Raw genomic sequence first — 13,678 nt, 5'->3', positions numbered from 1 at the left:
CCCCCTGACCGGCCCACCCCGCCGTACCACCCTCGACCTCGTTCTTCAAATCCCCCGCGACCACACCCACCTCGGCCGCCACATTCGCCCAGGTATCCGAAAACGACTGGATCACCGGCGGATCCCCCGCCAACCAGTCCAACGCCTCCTTCAACGGCCGCACGTGCTCGATCAACCACGCCACCCCGTACTGAGCCAGCGTCCCCAGCGGATCGATCACCATCGACAGAACCTCGAGACCAGTGCCCAACGCACCCAGCCCACCCTCGACCCACGACCCGTCCTTCACCCCGTTCGACAGGTCCTGCGCCGACTCCAGAATCCCGATGCCAGTGACCGCCGTCGTCTGGGACTGCGCCTGCGCCACCAGCGGGTTGCCCTCGGTCATCCGTCCCCCAATCCTCCGGGGTACGACGGAACCAGCCCGCCTACCGGTTCCGCAAGATCAACGCGCCCGCAACTCGGCGGTCGTCTCGCTGTCCGCGGGGGTGTAGGTGGTCAGCCGGACTTCGGAGTGCCTGCCGAACCACAGGTGGGTGAAGTCGAAGGTGAGCAGGCCGGCTTCCGGGTGCACGAACACCTTCGTCAGGTTGCACAGCGGCTGCACGTCGTGCTGGTTCCACACCGCCTCGAACTCCGGGGACTCCTGCCGCAGCCGCTTGACCAGCGCCTTCCAGCCCGGTTCGGCGATGTGCTCGGCCATCGAGGCGCGGAACTGCGCGACCGTGCGCGGCATCCCGTCCGCCCAGTCCCGCAGCCGCGCGCGCCACCTCGGGTTCGTGAAGCACTGCAGCAGCGAGTTGCGGTCCTCGAACGGGATGCTGTCCACGTCCATCAGCCAGTCGAAGGCGGCGTTGTAGGCGAGGATGTCGGTGCGCGCGTTCTGCACCACGGCGGGGAACGGCTCCAGCTGGTCCAGCATCGCCCGGACCTGGGGCGTGACGACCGTGCGGTCCACCTCGATCGGGGGTTCCGGCAGGCCGGCGAGGGTGTAGAGGTGGCTGCGCTCGTACGGGTCGAGCCGCAGGGTGCGCGCGATCGCGTTCAGCACCTGCTCCGACGCGCGGATGTCGCGGCCCTGCTCCAGCCAGGTGTACCAGGTGACGCCCACCCCGGCGAGCTGCGCGACTTCCTCGCGGCGCAGCCCGGGCGTGCGCCGACGGCCGCCGGAGGGCAACCCGACCTGCTCGGGCGAAATCCGTTCCCGCCGGCTGCGCAGGAACGACGCCAGCTCACGACGGCGGATCTCATCGGTGGAGGCGGCCAGGGCGGTGGTCATGATCCCAGCCTGACACGCCACCGACCCTGTTACCAGGTAGTCCGGATACCTGGATAAGCACTCACTGGTACCAGTCTCCAGCCGCGTTGATCGTGGTAGTCATGACGACAACCCTGGCGCCGCCGAGACCCGGCCGGCACTGACCCGAGGCGGGCTGTCCACCGTCCTGCTGGGGGCGGCGCTGGCGCCCATCGACCTGTTCATCGTCAACGTCGCACTGCCCACGATCAATGCCGACCTGCACACGACCACCGCCACCCTGGAGTGGATCGTCGCCGGGTACGGCATCGCGTTCGCCCTGCTGCTCGTCGTCGGCGGGCGGCTCGGGGACGCGTTCGGCCACCGCCGCGTGTTCTCGCTCGGCCTGGCCGCGTTCACCCTCACCTCGCTGGTCTGCGGGATCGCGCCGACCGCCGGGGTCCTCGTCGCGGCCCGCGTGGCCCAGGGCGCCGCGGCCGCGCTGATGGTGCCGCAGGTGCTCTCGATCATCCAGGCCACCACGACCGGCGAGCAGCGCTCGCGCACGATCGGCTACTACGGCGCGACCGGTGGAATCGCGATGGTCGTCGGGCAGCTACTCGGCGGCGTCCTGGTGTCCGCCGACCTGGCAGGCAGCGGCTGGCGGCCGATCTTCCTGGTCAACGTGCCGATCGGGGTGCTCGGCCTGGTCCTGGCCCGCCGCCTGCTGCCGGAGACCCGGGCGCGCAACCCGCTCGGCGTGGACGGCTGGGGCACCGGACTGCTCGGGCTGACGCTGCTCACGCTGCTGGTCCCGCTCATGGAGGGCCGCGCGCTGGGCTGGCCCGCGTGGTGCTGGGTGCTGCTCGCCGCGTTCCCGTTCGCCGCGGCGGCCTTCGTGACCGTGGAACGGCGGCTCGAAGCGCGCGGGGTGACGCCGCTGCTGCCGCCGTCGCTGGTGCGGATGCCGAGCGTGGGCCGCGGGCTGTCCGTCGCGGTGCCGTTCTTCCTCGGCTTCGGCGGGTTCCTGTTCGTCTACGCACTCGTGTTGCAGGACGGGCTGCACCTCGGCCCGCTCGCCTCGGGCCTCGCGCTCACCCCGATGGCCGTCGCGTTCCTGGTGATGTCCCTGCTCAGCAGCCGGTTCGTGGCCCGGCTCGGCCACCACGTCATCGTCCTCGGCACCACCGTGCAGGTGGTCGGGCTGCTCGCGTTGATCGGCGCGGTGCTGCTGTCCTGGCCGGACGTCACCGTCCTCGCCCTGACCCCCGGCATGCTGGTGACCGGCGCCGGGCAGGGGCTCGCCGGGCCGACGCTGGTCCGGGTCGTCCTGTCCCGCGTGCCGTCGGAGAGCGCGGGCGCGGGCAGCGGGATGCTCACCACGACCCAGCAGAGTTCGCTCGCGCTGGGGGTCGCGACGCTGGGCACGTTGTTCGTCGCGCTGACCGGCACGTGGGGCGTGGCGGGTGCGTTGCTGCTGGTCACCGGCGTGCAGGCGGTCATGATGGTAGGCGTGGCGGTGAGCGCGCGCCGGCTGCCGGACCCGCGCGGCTGAAAATCCGCCCGGAGACGTCGGAGAAGCGCCGTCCCGGACGACGATGGGGGTGTGAGCGAACCGCGGGTACGACCGGACCCGGCCTTCGCGCTGCTCGACCTGTACGAGACGGCGCTGCCGGAGGTGTACGGCTACCTGCTCGCGCGCTGCGGCGACCGGGGCGTGGCCGAGGAGCTGACCTCGGAGACGTTCCTCGGCGCCGTGAGCGCGTGCCGGAACCCGGGCGCCCCGCCGGTGAGCACGCCGTGGCTCATCGGGGTCGCCCGGCACAAGCTGGTCGACCACTGGCGGCGGCGGGAACGCGAGGAGCGCGGGCTGCGCGTGGTGCACGAGACGGAAGCCGCCTCGGTGGACCCGTGGGACGCCGAACTGGACGCCCTGCTGGCCCGCGAGGTGCTGGAGTCGCTGGGCGCGCACCACCGGGCCGCGCTGACGCTGCGGTACCTGGACGGGCTGCCGGTGCCGCAGGTCGCCCGGCTGCTGGGCCGGACCGTGCACGCCACGGAAGCGCTGCTGGTCCGGGCGCGAGCCGCGTTCCGGGCCGCCTACCGGGAGAAGGAGGTGCGGAATGACTGACCCCTTCGACGCCCTCCGCGCCCCCGTCCAGCCGGTCGACCCCGATCCGCGGTTCGCCGCCGAGCTGCGCGAGCGCCTGCGTCGCGCTGTGTTGAACGGAGGAGAGATGACCAGCACGGAAGCACCCGCACGGGCGGAACTGCACTCGCTGACCCCGTATCTCGCCGTGTCCGACGCGCGGCGGGCCCTGGACTTCTACGTGGAGGTGTTCGGCGCGCAGCGCCGCGGCGACCCGATCGTCATGCCGGACGGCCGGATCGGGCACGCCGAACTGGTGATCGGCGACACCGTCCTGATGCTGGCCGAGGAGTTCCCCGAGATCGGTCACGTCTCGGCGGCCGGTGGCGCGAGCGTCCGCATCGAGGTGTCCGATGTGGACGCCGCGGTGGAGCGCGCCGTCGAGCGGGGCGCGCAGGTGCTCGACCCGGTCTCCGACCGCGGGCACGGCCGCTCCGGCTCGATCCGCGACCCGTTCGGCCAGCGGTGGCTGCTCGCCCAGGCGCCGGTCCGCGCCAGCGGCCAGGACACCGCGCGGCACGGCCAGGCCATGTACTTCACGTTCCAGGTCCCCGACGACGAGGCCGCCAAGGCGTTCTACGGCAGCGTGCTCGGCTGGCAGTTCTCGCGTGGTTCCGTCGAAGGCGCCTGGGGTTTCGAAGGACCCGGCCTGGAGGGTGGCCTGTGGGGCGGGCCGCGGCAGGTCGGCTGGAAGCTGATGTACGCCGTGGACGACGTGCCCGCCGCGGTGGAGCGGGTCCGGGCCGCCGGCGGTCAGGTGACCGAAGTGGACCGGAAGCCGTACGGCCTGACCGCCGACTGCGTGGACAACCAGGGCATCGAGTTCTGGCTCTGGCAGCCGTGAGTCAGCCGGGCAGGGCGACGCGGGCCGTGCGGGGGCGGCCGAGCCCCACATAGGACAGTCCGGCGCCGGTGATGGTCCGCGGCTCCAGCAGGTTCCGCGTGTCCACCACCCCGTCGCCCTGCATCAGGTCCGCCGTGTAACCCCAGTCCAGCTTGGTGAACTCGGCCCACTCGGTGAGCACGACGATCGCGTCGGCGTCCTTGGCCACCTGGTACGGGTCGTCGACCACGGTCATGCCGGGCAGCGCCGCGCGCACCGCCGGGTCGTAGGCGGTGACCTCGGCGCCGTGCGCGGCGAGCATCGAGGTGACCGACAGCGCGGGCGAGTCGCGGAGGTCGTTGGTGCCGGCCTTGAACGCCAGGCCCAGCACCCCGATCCGGGAACCGGCCAGGCTGCCGCCCACCGCGCCGGCGATCTTCGCGACGATCCGGTCCCGCTGCGCGATGTTCTCCACGATCGCCGCGGTCAGCAGCGAGAAGTCGAACCCGACCGACTCGGCGACCTGCACCAGCGCGTGCGTGTCCTTGGGCAGGCACGAGCCGCCCCAGCCCGGGCCGGGCTTGAGGAACGACCGGCCGATGCGGCGGTCGTAGCCCATCCCCTCGGTCACCGACACGATGTCCGCGCCCAGCCGGTCGCACAGTTCGGCGATCGCGTTGACGTAGGACAGCTTCATCGCGAGGAAGCAGTTCGCCGCGTACTTGACCAGCTCGGCGCTGGCCGCGTCGGTGATGACGTTCGGCGCGGACAGGTCGCGGTACAGGTCGGCGATGCGCCGGGCGGCGTCCTCGTCGTCGGAGCCGACGACGATCCGGTCCGGGTGCAGGAAGTCGGCGACCGCGGTGCCCTCGCGCAGGAACTCGGGGTTGGCGACCACCGGCACGTCGTCGCGGCCGAGCAGGGCGCGGATGCGCTGGGCGGTGCCGACCGGGACGGTCGACTTGGTGACCACCGCGCACCCGGACGGCAGGACGTCGGCGATCTCGCCGATCACCGCTTCGACGGCCCGTAGGTCGGCGGCGCCGCCCGCGCCCATCGGGGTCGGCACGCACAGGTAGACCGCGTCCGCACCGGCCACCGCGTTGCGGGACCCGACGACGAACCGCAGCCTTCTCGCGGCGAGCCCGCGCGTGACCAGTTCCTCCAGGCCGGGTTCCAGGATGTCCACCCGTCCCGCGGCGAGCCGGGCCACCTTGACGTCGTCCACGTCCACGCAGGTCACCTGGTGTCCGAGGGCGGCGAGGCAGGCCCCGGTGGTCAGTCCGACGTATCCGGTGCCGATCACGACGATGCGAGCTCCGCTCATGAGCCGACGGTGACAGCCGGAGTTGACCGCAGTCCTAACGGAAGTCGTCCGCGCCGAATACGTCGCGCGACGGGTGAGGAGGGCCACGCCGGTGCCACGCAAACGAGCGTTAACCTCATGGGCAGAGCAGAGTGGCCGGCCACGGAAGGAACCGTTCATGCAGATCAAGGACACTGCCGCGATCGTCACGGGTGGCGCGTCGGGCCTCGGCGGCGCCACGGCGAAGGCGCTCGCCGCGCGGGGCGCGCACGTGTTCGCCCTGGACCTCGCCGCCGGGATCGAGAAGGCGGAGAAGGTCGAGGGGATCACCTACGTCGAGGCGGATGTCACCGACGGTGACCAGGTGGCGGCGGCGGTGGAGCAGGCCGCGGGCGGCGCGGTGCCGCTGCGGGTCGTGGTGAACTGCGCCGGGATCGGGCCGTCCGCGCGGATCCTGTCCAAGAAGGGCACCCACGACCTGAACCTGTTCCGCAAGGTCATCGAGGTGAACCTGATCGGCACCTTCAACGTGACGACCCTGGCCGCCGAAGCGATCGCCAAGACCGAGCCCGTCGAAGACGGCGCGCGCGGCGTCATCATCAACACCGCTTCGGTCGCCGCCTTCGACGGGCAGATCGGGCAGGTCGCGTACTCGGCGTCGAAGGGTGGCGTGGCCGGGATGACCCTGCCCGCCGCCCGCGACCTGGCCTCGCACGGCATCCGGGTCATGACGATCGCGCCGGGCATCATCGACACCCCGATGCTCGCCACCGTTTCCGAGGAGTTCCGCGCCGGCCTGGCGGCGGGCGTGCCGTTCCCGAAGCGCCTCGGCCGGCCCGACGAGTACGCCCAGCTCGCGGTGAACATCGTCGAGCACGACTACCTCAACGGCGAGGTCATCCGCATGGACGGCTCGCTGAGGATGGCCCCCCGCTAAAGGGTGTTCCGGAAGCGGCTTGCGTAGCGGCGCAGGTAGCGGAACCTGAGACGGCCCCTGGCTGTGGGATCGCCTCCTCATGTATGGCCGATACACCACGTCGGCGCTGTCCTCGCCAGGAGCCGCCTCAGAACCCGCGGCGGTGCCGGTTGACGGCCCGCGCAAGCGGCTCCGCCGCTTGTGAAGAACCTAGCCGCGCAGGGCGAGGGCCTGGGTGTCGGTGCCGGCGCTGACGTGCAGGATCGCGTCGGCGCCGTCCACCGTGTCCTGGTCCAGCGGGAAGTAGCCCTGCATCGGGTTGGTGTCGGTGCGGACGTCCGCCGGCGCGATGTCCCGCGCCGGCACCACACCCCAGGTCCCGATGCGGCGCTGCAGCAGCCCCTCGAAGGTCTCCGGCCGGGGCTCGCCCAGCTCGATCGCCCTGCTGCGGCCCAGGCTGCCGACGATCAGCCGGTACCGCTCGCCCACCAGCGACGACACGATGGCGCCCGCGCTGGACCAGTTCACGTCCATCGGCCCCATGCGCATGTGGCTCTCGTTGCGCTGCAGGTGGCGGTTCTGGGCGAAGACCAGCACCGGGCCGCGCTCGATGTCGCGGATGTCGAGCAGGTTCTGGGCCATCATCGCGTCGCGGAACGCGCTCATGCGGGTCCAGCGCGCGGTGTCCGCGCCGGGTTCGGCGGCCTGCCGGTGGTAACGCAGCAGGCCGAGACCCGCGGTGAGGTGGATCCTGGCCCGGTGCCACGCGGCGCGCGAGGTCGCCGCGATCAGCATCGGCGCGCTCGCGTGGAGGGTGACGAGCATGTCATCGGCGAGCACCCGGAGCCGGTCGGCCTCCGATGTGGCGCCGGGCGAGGAAGCCGCGTCCATCACCGCCTCCGTGCGGCTCCACCGTTCGTCGTCGCCGGTGAGGCCCGCGATGTCGTGGTCCAGGCCCAGGTAGTCGCGGGCGTGCTCCAGGTAGGTGCGCGGGCTGGGCGCGTTCATCATCTCGGTGGAGACGTCGAAGCCGTGGAAGGCCAGCGGCCGCTCGGCGGTCTCGTTGTACTCACGCATCCACTCGACCAGCCGCCGGTTGTTGTCGAGTTCGCCGAAGCGGTGCGAGAAACCGTCGCGCAGCACCGCGTCGAGCGTGCCCACGCCGTGCTGGACGTAGTCGTTCACGGTGAGCGCGGCGACGCGATCGGTCTCCAGGGCGATCCCGGTGAACCCGAGATCGGCCAGCTGCGCGAAGAGCTCGTTGCGGATCCGGGCGAAGGCCGACTCCAGGTGGGTGGGCTCGCCGAGGGCCAGGAAGTCGACGGCCGGGGTGAGCAGTTCTCGAATGTCCATGAGCCTCAATCGTATCTTTGAAACAACGGTTGAGACTTCACCAGCGATTTCCCCGGAACAGGTGGGGTAAAGTCTCCAACATGTGGTCACCTTGAAACCGGCCGACCTCGCGCGCGAGCACCGCATCTCGACCCAGGCGGTCCGCAACTACGAGCGGGACGGGTTCCTCCCGCCCGCCGGCCGCACGCCCAGCGGGTACCGGATCTACACGGAGGTGCACGCGGCGGCGCTGCGGGCGTTCCTGGCGCTCGTCCGGGCCTACGGGCACGCGGTGGCCGGACAGATCATGAACGCGGTCAACGACGGACGGCTCGACCAGGCGCTGACGCTCGTCGACCGCGGCCACGCCCAGCTGTTGCGCGACCGCGAGACCCTGGATTCGGTGCGCACGGCGATCGGCCACCTGACCGAGACCCCGTCCGTTCCGGACGCCGCACCGCGGACGATCGGCGAACTCGCCCGGAGGCTCCGGGTCACGCCGGCGACCCTGCGCAAGTGGGAGGCGGCGGGCATCGTCGCGCCCACCCGGGATCCGGCGACCGGGTACCGCCTCTACCAGGCCGCCGACGTGCGCGACGCCGAACTGGGGCACCTGCTGCGGCGCGGCGGTTACCTGCTGGAACACATCGCCGCGGTGGTGCGGCAGATCCGGGCCGCCGGCGGCACCGAGGCGCTAGCCGACGCGTTGACGGCGTGGCAGGAGAAACTGACCGCGCAGGGGGTGGCGATGCTGGACGCGGCCACCCACCTCAGCCGATATCTGCGCGTGGCGCCTACAGATCGCCCATGAACGGGATGCTGTTCGCGGTGGTGGTCATCCAGTGGCGCAGCGCGTGGGTGGCTCGCACGTCGTCCTCGTTGTAGCGCAGCAGCCGGTCACGCTGGCTCAGGTCCGGCTCGCCGCCGTCCATGCCGACCGCCTGGCGGTACCAGCGCATCGACGCCTCACCACCGGCTTCCGGGTCCCGCCAGGTGAACCCGGCCACCGGGGCGACGACCTTCAGCCCCTTGCCGCGCGCGCACAGGAACTGGTCGGACACGCTGCGGAACAGGTCCACCCACTCGTCGGAATCCACAAAGGACTGGATTTCCCGCTTGGCCGGCATGCCGGGGAAGTCGCCGAACCGCTCGACGGAGCCGAAGAGCCAGCGGTTCTCGGCCATCGCGTTGTAGCAGTAGGCCCGGAACGTCAGGCCCGCGGCGAGGGTGCGTTCCCGGACCTCGCGCAGCCACGTCCAGAACTCCGTGAACGACCGCGCCTCGTCGCCGGTGGGCAGCGGTTGCCAGGTGACGAACGCGCGGTAGCCCTGCTCGACGCCGATGTCCGCGCCGCTGAGCAGGCAGCCCCACAGGTAGGCGCCCGACTCGCCGAAGGACTCCATGTCGATGTCGACCTCGACGTCCGCGCGGGCCACCTCGACCTCGCGGACGCGGCGCACCATCGTCAGGTCCGCGAGCCACGCCCGAGCCAGTGCCACGGCGTCGGCGAACGGGCCGGACGTCCAGATGATCGGCGGCTCGTCGTCCGGGTCGAGCGCGGCGAGCTTGTCCACTGTGGAAACCCCGGCGCGGCGCAGCTCCATCGCGTCCTCACCGCGGACGACCAGGCTCACGTCCCGCATCGCGGTCAGCTCGGCCTCGCACGTCGGCCACCACGGGCACGTCCGGCACTCCAGCACGCGCGACGGTTCGGCCAGCGCGGGGCCGCCGGAGCGGGCGGCCTCGGCGATCGCCAGCCGGTCGGCGAACCGCAGGTCGTACTCGGTCAGCGCGGTGCGCCCGTTCGGCCAGGTGGCGGCGGTCAGGTCGTGCCACAGCACCACGTCGGCGTCCAGGCCGATGACGCCGCCGACGAGACGGCCGGACGCCACCCCGTGCGCCTCGAGCATGCGGCGCAGGTGGGCCAGGCGCATCTGGTCGCGCGGGTGGGAGCGGACCCGGCGCGCCGGGTCGGGGATCGCGTGACGCGGGTCCAGGTCGTGCGGCGGGGTGGTGACCGCGCCCGCGCCCGGGTCGGTGATCCGGTGCCGGACCACCAGCACCGGCAGGTACCCGCCGTCGGCGCGGACCAGCAGCTCGGACCCGCCGCGGCGGTGGCCGGCGCGGTCGGCGGGCAGCAGCGCGCCCCAGATGTAGTCGGCACCCCGCGCCATCGCCTGCTGGGTGGCGGCGGCGCGGCCCGGCGGCGGCAGCTCGCGGTCGACGACCACCCAGCTCGCGCCCGGGTTCGCCGCGATCAGCCGGTCGCGGATCTCGATCCGGTGGGCGGCCGCGTCGGCGATGCGCTGCTCCGCCGACGGGTCGGGCGGGGCCAGCGGCACCTCGCGCATCGCGGGGTCGTGGTCGAGGTGCACGCGACGACGGCAGCGGCTCACCGCGCCGGCCTCGAGCAGCACCTCAGTTTCCATGACACCTACTTTAGAGAGGACCACCGACAGTTCCGCGCCGAGTGTGAGCGGCGCATTACGTGCCGGACATGCTCCCGCCCGTGCCTGCCGCTACATTCAGCCCATGGCTCGCAAGAAGACCAGGACGCCGGCCGAGACGGGCATCACGCCGAAGAAGGCCAGGAACGCCGTCGCCGTGGCGAAGATCGTGGTGCCCGCGGTGGCCCCCGCGCTGGCACCGCTCGCGGTCAAGGCGGCGAGCGCGGTCCGCGACGCCTACGACCACTACCAGGCGCGACGGCTCGGCGTGCCGCTCGACCGGCTGTCGGAGTTCACCGGCCGCGGCGCGCACCTGCTGGCGCGGATCGCCGGCACGTCCGAGGCGCTGGCCGAGGTGCGCAAGGCCGAACGCGCGACCGAGGACGACGTCCGCTTCGCGAAGGACTCCCAGGCGACGCTGGAGCAGCTGACCGCCGCCATCCGGGCGGCCGAACGCATGCCCGGGTCCCGCCGCAAGGCCGCCCACCAGGCGGTGACGGCCGAGCTGGAGCGGATCGAGGGCCAGCTGCTCAAGCGCCTCGGCGTCTGAGCCCGGCTACTGGATGAAGCCCTTCGAGATCATCCAGTCCCGCGCCACTTCACCCGCGTCGCGGCCGTCGACGTCCACCTGCTTGCACAGTTCGATCATCTGCTGGTTGTCCAGCGCCTTCGCGACGGGTTCCAGCACTCCGCGGACGGCCGGGTGCGCGTCCAGGAACTCCTTCTTCATCGTGACCGCCGCGTTGTACTGCGGGAAGAACCGCTTGTCGTCGGTGAGCACCCGCAGGTTCAGGCCCGCGATGCGGCCGTCCGTCGTGAAGATCTCGCCGAAGTTGCAGGTGCCGCTGGCGACCGCGGAGTAGATCGTGCCCGTGCCGAACGTCTTGACCTCCGTGGTCGGGAACCCGTACGTCTTCTGCACCCCCGGCATTCCGTCCTGGCGGCTCGCGAACTCGGTCTCGACGCAGAAGATCGCCTGCTCCGGGTGCTGCTTCAGGAACTCCGTCATGTCCGAAGTGGACCGCAGGTTGTGCTGCCGCGCGTACGCCTCGGTGGTGGCGAAGGCGTAGGTGTCGTTCACCGGCGAGTAGTCCAGCCAGGTGATGCCGAACCGCTCCTCGTCCGCCTTCTTCGCCGCGTCGAACTGGGCCTTCTCGTCCGGGATCGGCTCGGTGTTGCCCTGGTAGGAGATCCACGCGGTGCCGGTGTACTCCCACGAGATGTCGATCTGCCCGTTGATCAGCGCCTGCCGCGCGGAGTTCGACCCGCTGATGTTGGTCAGGTCGGTGATGTCCGCCCCGGCCGCCGACAGCGCCAGCTCGGCCATGTAGCCCAGGATGATGTTCTCGGTGAAGTCCTTCGACCCCACCGCGATGTTCACGCCCGCCAGGCTCGGCACCGGCCGGATCGATCCGGGCTTCACCTCGTACGGCAGCGCCGCGTTCACGTCCAGACCGCACGCGGTCAGCGACGTCGTCAGCAACGCGGCGCCCACGATCGCCTTGAGCCGGTGCTTCACGACAACCCCCTCGGTCCGAAGACGCGTTCCATGACCGCGCCCAGCCAGTCGATCAGCAGCGCCAGGCCGACCGCCAGGATCGCGCCGAACACCAGCACCGGGACGCGGTTGAGCTTGTAGCCGGTGTCGATCAGCTCGCCGAGCCCGCCGCCGTTGACGAAGAACGCCAGCGTCGCCGTGCCGACCGCCAGCACCAGCGACGTGCGCAGCCCGGCCAGGACCAGCGGCACCGCCAGCGGCAGCTCGATCCGGAACAGCACCGCCCGGCCGGACATGCCGATCCCGCGGCCCGCGTCGATCAGCGCCGGGTCGACCGAGTTGATGCCGACGATCGTGTTCCGCAGCACCGGCAGCAGCGAGTAGAACGCGATCGGCAGGACCGCGCACCAGAACCCTTCCCAGCTGGTCCAGAGGAAGAACAGCACGATCACGCCGAGCGCGGGCGCGGCCTGCCCGATGTTCGCGATCGTCAGGAACACCGGCGCGACCGGCCGCGCCCAGGAGCGGGTGAGCACCGCGCCGAGCGGCACCGCGACGCCGACCACGATGACCGCGACCGCGACCGTGATCAGCAGGTGCTGCCACGTCGCCTCCAGCAGCCGGGCGGCGTTCAGGTTCTGCGCCTCGATGGCGTCGTTGTCCCGCAGCAGCGCCCAGGCCACGACCGCGGCGACGACCACCACGACCACCGCGGGCTGCACCAGCAGCCGCGCCCGTTCGGCGCGGCGGGAACCGGATTCGGTGGTGAACCCCTTGTCGACGGCTGTGGTCACGCCGGTCCCCCGTCGTCGGAGTGCTCCTCGCGCAGCCGCTGGATGGTGCCCATCACCGTGTCCAGCTCGATGATGCCGGCGTACTCGCCGCGCGCGCCGGTGACCGGCACGCCGCCGCCCTCGACCAGCATCGCCTCGAGCGCGTCCTGCAGCGTCGACTGCAGGCTCACGTAGTCGCCGATCGGCTTGCCCACGTCCGCCAGCGACGACGCGCTGCCCAGGTCGCGGACGTGCACCCAGCGGACCGGCCGGCGGCGGTGGTCGAGCACCAGCGCGTAGGTGTTGCGCCGCGAGGTCATCCGCTCGCGCAACTCGGCGGGCGAATCGGTGATCGACGCGGTCATCGCGTCCTGCTTCAGCTCGACGTCGCGCACCCGCAGCAGGGTGAGCTGCTTGAGCGAGGCGCCGGCGCCGACAAACCCGGCAACCGTGTCGTCGGCGGGGTTGGCCAGGATCGCGTCCGGGGTGTCGTACTGCAGGATCTTCGACTGGTTGCCGAGCACCGCGATCTTGTCGCCGAGCTTCACGGCCTCGTCGAAGTCGTGGGTCACGAACACGATCGTCTTGCGCAGCTCGGACTGCAGCCGCAGCAGCTCGTCCTGCAGGTTGCCGCGGGTGATCGGGTCGACCGCACCGAACGGCTCGTCCATCAGCAGCACGGGCGGGTCCGCGGCGAGCGCCCGGGCGACCCCGACGCGCTGCTGCTGGCCACCGGAGAGCTGGCGCGGGAACCGGTCGTGGAACTGCGCCGGGTCGAGACCGACCAGGTCGAGCATCTCGTCGACGCGGTCGGCGATCTTCTTCTTGTCCCACCCGAGCAGCCCGGGCACGACCGCGACGTTCTGCGCGACCGTGAAGTGCGGGAACAGCCCGGCCTGCTGGATCGCGTAGCCGACCTTGCGGCGCAGCCGGTCCGGGTTGAGGCTCAGCGCGTCCTCGCCGCCGATGGTGATCCGGCCGGACGTCGGCTCGATCAGCCGGTTGATCATGCGCATCGTGGTGGTCTTGCCGCAGCCGGACGGGCCGACCAGGATCACGATCTTCCCGGCCGGGATCGTCATGGTGACGTCGTCGACGGCAGGCTGGCGCGAGCCGGGGTAGCGCTTGGTGACGTGCTCGAGCTGGATCTCGACGCCGGACACCGCGCCGGAGTCCGCCTTGGCCGGCGATTCGATG

General features: G+C 71.6%; 13 protein-coding genes and 1 pseudogene. 6 read left to right on the top strand and 8 right to left on the bottom strand.

Features of this window, described 5'->3' with window-relative positions; translation table 11 throughout:
• A pseudogene (locus tag D0D28_RS24820) lies at positions 1-388 on the bottom strand (hypothetical protein); the annotation flags it as partial.
• A gap of 57 nt (positions 389-445) precedes the next feature.
• Positions 446-1,279 carry a helix-turn-helix transcriptional regulator gene (locus D0D28_RS24815; RefSeq protein ID WP_116112812.1) on the bottom strand — a complete coding sequence of 278 codons (834 nt, stop codon included), beginning with the start codon at positions 1,277-1,279 and terminating at the stop codon, positions 446-448.
• Between the two features lie 139 nt (positions 1,280-1,418).
• Here D0D28_RS24815 and D0D28_RS24810 point away from each other — a divergent pair, with 139 nt between their 5' ends.
• From D0D28_RS24810 to D0D28_RS24800, 3 genes are read left to right on the top strand one after another with little or no spacing between them, the layout of a single operon-like run.
• The gene (locus D0D28_RS24810; RefSeq protein ID WP_240323333.1) at positions 1,419-2,792 is read left to right on the top strand and encodes an MFS transporter; all 1,374 of its coding nucleotides are present in this window, start codon (positions 1,419-1,421) and stop codon (positions 2,790-2,792) included.
• Between the two features lie 51 nt (positions 2,793-2,843).
• Positions 2,844-3,368 carry an RNA polymerase sigma factor gene (locus tag D0D28_RS24805; RefSeq protein ID WP_116112807.1) on the top strand — a complete coding sequence of 175 codons (525 nt, stop codon included), beginning with the start codon at positions 2,844-2,846 and terminating at the stop codon, positions 3,366-3,368.
• A complete protein-coding gene (locus tag D0D28_RS24800) occupies positions 3,361-4,230 on the top strand; it encodes a VOC family protein (protein ID WP_116112805.1) in 870 nt (289 codons plus the stop codon). Before D0D28_RS24805 ends, D0D28_RS24800 begins: the two co-directional genes overlap by 8 nt.
• Before the next feature lies 1 nt (position 4,231).
• On the opposite strand, the gene D0D28_RS24795 is transcribed toward D0D28_RS24800, so the two are convergent.
• Entirely contained in the window at positions 4,232-5,536 is a 1,305-nt protein-coding gene (locus D0D28_RS24795; RefSeq protein ID WP_116112803.1) for a UDP-glucose dehydrogenase family protein, read from the bottom strand.
• Positions 5,537-5,693: 157 nt separating this feature from the next.
• On the opposite strand from D0D28_RS24795, the gene D0D28_RS24790 reads away from it, so the two are divergent.
• Positions 5,694-6,452: an SDR family NAD(P)-dependent oxidoreductase gene (locus D0D28_RS24790; RefSeq protein WP_094003437.1), complete on the top strand. Its 759-nt coding sequence runs from the start codon at positions 5,694-5,696 to the stop codon at positions 6,450-6,452.
• A 189-nt stretch (positions 6,453-6,641) separates the two neighbouring features.
• Here D0D28_RS24790 and D0D28_RS24785 read toward each other — a convergent pair whose 3' ends face one another.
• A complete protein-coding gene (locus D0D28_RS24785) occupies positions 6,642-7,784 on the bottom strand; it encodes an erythromycin esterase family protein (RefSeq protein WP_116112801.1) in 1,143 nt (380 codons plus the stop codon).
• Between the two features lie 82 nt (positions 7,785-7,866).
• Here D0D28_RS24785 and D0D28_RS24780 point away from each other — a divergent pair, with 82 nt between their 5' ends.
• Entirely contained in the window at positions 7,867-8,574 is a 708-nt protein-coding gene (locus D0D28_RS24780; RefSeq protein ID WP_116112799.1) for a TioE family transcriptional regulator, read from the top strand.
• Here D0D28_RS24780 and D0D28_RS24775 read toward each other — a convergent pair.
• A complete protein-coding gene (locus D0D28_RS24775) occupies positions 8,558-10,192 on the bottom strand; it encodes a TM0106 family RecB-like putative nuclease (protein WP_116112796.1) in 1,635 nt (544 codons plus the stop codon). The two genes, D0D28_RS24780 and D0D28_RS24775, sit on opposite strands and share 17 nt — an antisense overlap.
• Positions 10,193-10,295: 103 nt before the next feature.
• On the opposite strand from D0D28_RS24775, the gene D0D28_RS24770 reads away from it, so the two are divergent.
• Positions 10,296-10,760 carry a DUF6474 family protein gene (locus D0D28_RS24770; RefSeq protein ID WP_116112794.1) on the top strand — a complete coding sequence of 155 codons (465 nt, stop codon included), beginning with the start codon at positions 10,296-10,298 and terminating at the stop codon, positions 10,758-10,760.
• A 6-nt stretch (positions 10,761-10,766) separates the two neighbouring features.
• Here D0D28_RS24770 and D0D28_RS24765 read toward each other — a convergent pair whose 3' ends face one another.
• Genes D0D28_RS24765 through D0D28_RS24755 form a run of 3 tightly spaced genes read right to left on the bottom strand, consistent with a single transcriptional unit; the run spans position 10,767 to position 13,644 of the window.
• Positions 10,767-11,729, bottom strand: a complete 963-nt coding sequence (locus tag D0D28_RS24765; protein WP_116112791.1) for a glycine betaine ABC transporter substrate-binding protein — start codon at positions 11,727-11,729, stop codon at positions 10,767-10,769.
• On the bottom strand, positions 11,726-12,502 hold the full coding sequence (locus D0D28_RS24760) for an ABC transporter permease (protein ID WP_116112789.1): 777 nt from the start codon (positions 12,500-12,502) through the stop codon (positions 11,726-11,728). Before D0D28_RS24760 ends, D0D28_RS24765 begins: the two co-directional genes overlap by 4 nt.
• Positions 12,499-13,644, bottom strand: a complete 1,146-nt coding sequence (locus D0D28_RS24755; protein WP_116112819.1) for a betaine/proline/choline family ABC transporter ATP-binding protein — start codon at positions 13,642-13,644, stop codon at positions 12,499-12,501. Before D0D28_RS24755 ends, D0D28_RS24760 begins: the two co-directional genes overlap by 4 nt.
• Positions 13,645-13,678: the final 34 nt, after the last annotated feature.

The organism is Amycolatopsis ruanii (genome assembly GCF_003385175.1).
GTDB lineage: Bacteria > Actinomycetota > Actinomycetes > Mycobacteriales > Pseudonocardiaceae > Amycolatopsis_E > Amycolatopsis_E thermalba.
The sequence above is the reverse complement of the archived record's forward strand: the minus strand, read 5'-3'. Positions and strand labels throughout refer to the sequence as shown.

Bases quoted from the DNA above. Each gene is read 5' to 3' on its own strand.
- D0D28_RS24815 (WP_116112812.1), bottom strand. From the start codon at position 1,279: ATGACCACCGCCCTGGCCGCCTCCACCGATGAGATCCGCCGTCGTGAG.
- D0D28_RS24790 (WP_094003437.1), top strand. From the start codon at position 5,694: ATGCAGATCAAGGACACTGCCGCGATCGTCACGGGTGGCGCGTCGGGC.
- D0D28_RS24770 (WP_116112794.1), top strand. From the start codon at position 10,296: ATGGCTCGCAAGAAGACCAGGACGCCGGCCGAGACGGGCATCACGCCG.
- D0D28_RS24795 (WP_116112803.1), bottom strand. From the start codon at position 5,536: ATGAGCGGAGCTCGCATCGTCGTGATCGGCACCGGATACGTCGGACTG.
- D0D28_RS24785 (WP_116112801.1), bottom strand. From the start codon at position 7,784: ATGGACATTCGAGAACTGCTCACCCCGGCCGTCGACTTCCTGGCCCTC.
- D0D28_RS24775 (WP_116112796.1), bottom strand. From the start codon at position 10,192: ATGGAAACTGAGGTGCTGCTCGAGGCCGGCGCGGTGAGCCGCTGCCGT.
- D0D28_RS24800 (WP_116112805.1), top strand. From the start codon at position 3,361: ATGACTGACCCCTTCGACGCCCTCCGCGCCCCCGTCCAGCCGGTCGAC.